General features: G+C 42.7%; 2 protein-coding genes and 1 pseudogene. 1 reads left to right on the top strand and 2 read right to left on the bottom strand.

Annotation, left to right across the window (positions count from 1 at the left end):
* Nucleotides 1-259, bottom strand: a pseudogene (locus PX481_RS24065) (hypothetical protein); the annotation flags it as partial.
* Nucleotides 260-452: 193 nt separating this feature from the next.
* Between PX481_RS24065 and PX481_RS24060 the strand changes: the two are divergent.
* Nucleotides 453-1835 carry an aromatic ring-hydroxylating dioxygenase subunit alpha gene (locus PX481_RS24060; RefSeq protein ID WP_288096439.1) on the top strand — a complete coding sequence of 461 codons (1383 nt, stop codon included), beginning with the start codon at nt 453-455 and terminating at the stop codon, nt 1833-1835.
* 22 nt (nt 1836-1857) lie between these two features.
* Here the strand turns inward: PX481_RS24060 and PX481_RS24055 are convergent, their stop codons facing one another.
* Nucleotides 1858-3981, bottom strand: coding sequence for a serine/threonine-protein kinase (locus PX481_RS24055; protein WP_288096440.1), 2124 nt, complete (start codon nt 3979-3981; stop codon nt 1858-1860).
* Nucleotides 3982-4045: the final 64 nt, after the last annotated feature.

The following is a 4045-nucleotide window of genomic DNA, read 5'->3' as shown; positions in this document are numbered from 1 at the left end:
GTAGAGCGACCATAAGACCAGAACAGAGTAAATCTGTTAAGGCAGGTGCGAAAAATCCTTCGGGAAAGAAGCAGAAACCTAAATCGTGAGGTTTGGGAATCGCCGTCCGTTTTACGGCGGCGAGGATGTCAACAATCTTGTCAAATTTTTGATTAACGTCCCTTTGTAGATTATCTATTTTTTGACTAACATCCTTAACGCTGTCTTTGATATCCTTTAAGACAGTTTCTAGGGAATAAGTGACGGTTTCTCCGGACATTCTGGTAAACTCCCCTTAGTTTCATCTTGATCCTTCTCCCATTCTTGCTTTATCCATGGGAGACTACCCTTTAATTATCACCCCAAAATATAGTGCCAGTGTTTGTTTCCCCAGCAGATACCGGCATCTGTCCCCTTTTGTCGATTAAATTTGTTAGATTTTGGAGGAGAAATGTTAACTTATTTTAAAATTTATGTTGAGCAGCACTGCTACCTATCCCATCGGGGGAACAGATATCGATCGCTTTGATTGTCGTCAAGTTTGGTATCCTATCTACTACGTCAAAGATTTAGACAAAAAGCAGCCCCAACGCTTTACCCTACTAGAAGAGGATTTAGTGATTTGGTGGGACAAAAATCAGCAAGAATGGCGAGTTTTCGAGGATAAATGTCCCCATCGTCTCGCTCCTCTCTCAGAAGGTCGTCTTAACGAAAGCGGACATCTAGAATGTCCCTATCACGGTTGGTCTTTTTCCGGGGGAGGAAACTGTGAATTTATTCCCCAACAACCGGAAAACAGTCAAGCTAACACCTCTCGACGCGCTTGTGTGCGCTCTTTTCCCACGGCTATCCGTCAGGGATTATTATTCGTTTATGCGGGTAATCCCGAAAATGCTCCCCTGACTGCGATTCCAATTATTGAACCCATGGAGGAGGATGCCGATGCTTGGATTTGTTTGGATACCTTTCGAGATCTACCCTACTCGGCCGTCACTTTAATCGAAAATATTATCGATTCTAGTCATGTTCCCTATACCCATCATCTCACCATCGGTAATCGGGCCAATGCCGCTCCTATGGAGTTAGAAATTATCGAGTCCAATCGTCAGGGATTTAAGGGAATTTGGCCCGAAGGACCGCGTAAAGGTCAATTAGGTCAGCAATACAGCAATTTTATCGCCCCCGGATTAATTTACCACGATCTCACCTCGGAAAAGTTCGGACGGACTTTAACAGCTGTCTATGCAACCCCCATCCGTCAGGGAGAATGTCGTCTCTTTGCTCGTTTTCCCTTTAAATTTAACTCTAAACTGCCGAAATTCTTCATTAAGCTTACCCCCACTTGGTATTCCCACATCAATCAAAACGCTATTCTTGAAGATGATCAGATTTTTCTCTACTATCAAGAGCGTTATCTGCAAGCTCAGGGGGATAGTCGGAATTTTAGTCAAGCTTGTTATCTCCCTACCAAAGCGGATTTATTCGTGTTTGAGTATCGCAATTGGGTTAATCAATACCAAGCTGATCCTTTCGCCGGTCAACCTTTTCCCCCCCGACAATCAAAAGAGATTCTCCTGGAACGCTATCACTCCCATACCAAAAATTGTGCTGTTTGTCAAGGGGCTTTAAAAAATATTAATCGTCTGCGGGGGTTAACAATAGCGATCGCTATTGTTCTTGGTCTATCTTTACCACTTTTAGCCCTAATTTTCGGTCAATCGGCCCTCCTTCCCGTGACAGTGCTGACAGCATTAACTGTCCTTATGGTGGCAGTTTATTGGCGCTTGGGAGAACTGATAAAACAGTTTTATCAAGGACGGGAACTATTGCCGAGAAATACCGGCAAAAAGCGATAAAGCTGCCGAAAAAGAGCGGAAGTTAGGGAACCTGTTCCTCATTATCGACTTTGGGGGTTTGGTTTTGGGAAGATTGCTGAAGTTCTTGCCAGCGAGTTTCTGCCAGTTGTTTTTGTGTTTGCACTTCTCGGTCATTGGAACGATAACGAAGTGATTCTTGATAAGCTTGAATCGCTCGCTCGTATTGACCGAGTTTAAAGCAACTATTGCCTAAACTTTTCCAGGTTTCGGGGTTATCTTTTTGTCTTTGAATCGCCTGTTGATAGGCGATTATGGCTTGGGAATAGTCGCCTAAACGATACCAAGCGTTACCGATACCGATAAAAACTTCGGCTTTTTGGGAAGAAATGCGGCGAGCTTTTTCGTAGGATGCGATCGCTTCTTGAAATCTTTCCATTTGATGAAGTAATGCCCCTTGATTTAACCAAGCTTGATAATAATTAGAATTGGCTTTAGTTGCTTGAGTAAATGCCTCCAAAGCTTCTGACTTGCGGTCTAATTTTTGCAGAATAATCCCTTGACTATAGTGAGCTTGGGAAAATTGGGGATTAAATTGTCCGGCTTTGCTATAACTTTCTAAAGCATCATTAATTTTATTTAATTGATACAAACTATTACCTTTTTGATACCAAATTAAGGCATTATCCGATTCGAGCGCTAGAGCCTGATCGTAGGCTTTAACTGCCCCTTCATAATCCTCAATATTTTGTAATGACCAGCCTTTTTTATACCAGGTTTTGGCATCATTTTGCTGAAAAGTTAACAATTTGTCAAGAGCTTTTTGGGCGGCGGAATATTGTTGCAGTTCTAGATAGATATCGGCCTTACCTTGCCAAGCTTGACTAGCGGCAGGATTAAGAGATAAGACCCGCTCAAAACTTTCCAAAGCCTCTTGATTTTTGCCTAACTTATCTAAAGCTTGCCCGCGACCGAGCCAAGCTTGCCAAGCGGAATCTGGGTTAATTTGAATAGCTTTTTCGTAGGTATTTAAAGCTTCCGAGTATCTTTTTAAAGCTAATAAAGCATCAGCTTTTCCTTGCAATGCCTCAAGATAATCGGGATTAATTTTTAAGGCTTGACCATAGGAATTAAGGGCATCAGTATAGCGTTTGAGTTGATAAAAAGTCTGACCTTGTTGATAGTAATCAAGAGAATTACGAGAATTTTGCCAATAATCAAAACCCAGATAAGCGCCCGCTATTAAGCCAATTGTCCCAGAGACAACCAGGATTTTTGTTAGCCAAGATTTCCCTGGACGAGCAATCGGACCTTGAGGTTTCACCCCCTGGGTAGTTTTCGTGGCGAGATGATGAATTTTCCCTAATTTTCTCAGATCGATTAATGTTTCACCAGCGCTGGTATAACGCTGACGAAAATCATAGCGGATCATGCGCTCGATAACATAACTAAACTCGGCGCTAGTCATGGCCAAATGTTGCCAGAGAATTTCCCCCGTGCGAGCATCCAGTGGAATATCTTCGGGCTCTTTACCGGTTAAAGCTTGTAATCCAATAATACCAGTGGCATAGATATCGCTACTAAAACGCGGATAACCTTGGGCCTGTTCACTGGGGAAATAACCAGGGGTACCAATAGCGATGGTAGAAACGGTTTTACCTTCTTTAACCACTTGAGTGCTAATTTGTTTGACAGCACCAAAATCAATTAAAACCAATTGATGATCTTGGCTGCGACGAATAAGATTGAAGGGATTAACATCGCGATGGATCACCTGTTTGTGATGGACAAATTCCAGAATTGAGAGAATTTCTGTTAATAAAGCCACCACTTTCTCTTCATTTTGCCTATAGACACCGGCAGTAATTTCTGTGGCTAAATCTTCCCCCTCAATGTATTCTTGCACGAGGAAAAATTGCCCATTTTCCTCAAAATAAGCAAATAAACGGGGAATATGGCGATGAATGCCCAATTCTTGCAGTATTTTCGCCTCGGTTTCAAACAGTCGTCTAGCGATGGCTACAGTTTCGGCATTCCGGCACTGGGGTTGAAATTGTTTGATCACACAACGATTTTGATTGGGTAACTGGCGATCGCAGGCCAAGAAAGTCTGTCCGAATCCCCCTTTTCCCAATTGACGGATAATTTGGTAGCGATGACTAAGGATTTTTCCGGCAGCGAGTTCCATAGACGATGGCAATCCGAGGTTTTTTACTATTCTAGGCTTTTCGGCTCTCTTTTGCGGTCGATGG

Source organism: Microcystis sp. M53603_WE2, from assembly GCF_030065435.1.
Note: the sequence above shows the minus strand (reverse complement) of the source record. Positions and strands in the feature narration are given on the sequence as shown.

Bases quoted from the DNA above. Each gene is read 5' to 3' on its own strand.
- PX481_RS24060 (WP_288096439.1), top strand. From the start codon at position 453: ATGTTGAGCAGCACTGCTACCTATCCCATCGGGGGAACAGATATCGAT.
- PX481_RS24055 (WP_288096440.1), bottom strand. From the start codon at position 3,981: ATGGAACTCGCTGCCGGAAAAATCCTTAGTCATCGCTACCAAATTATC.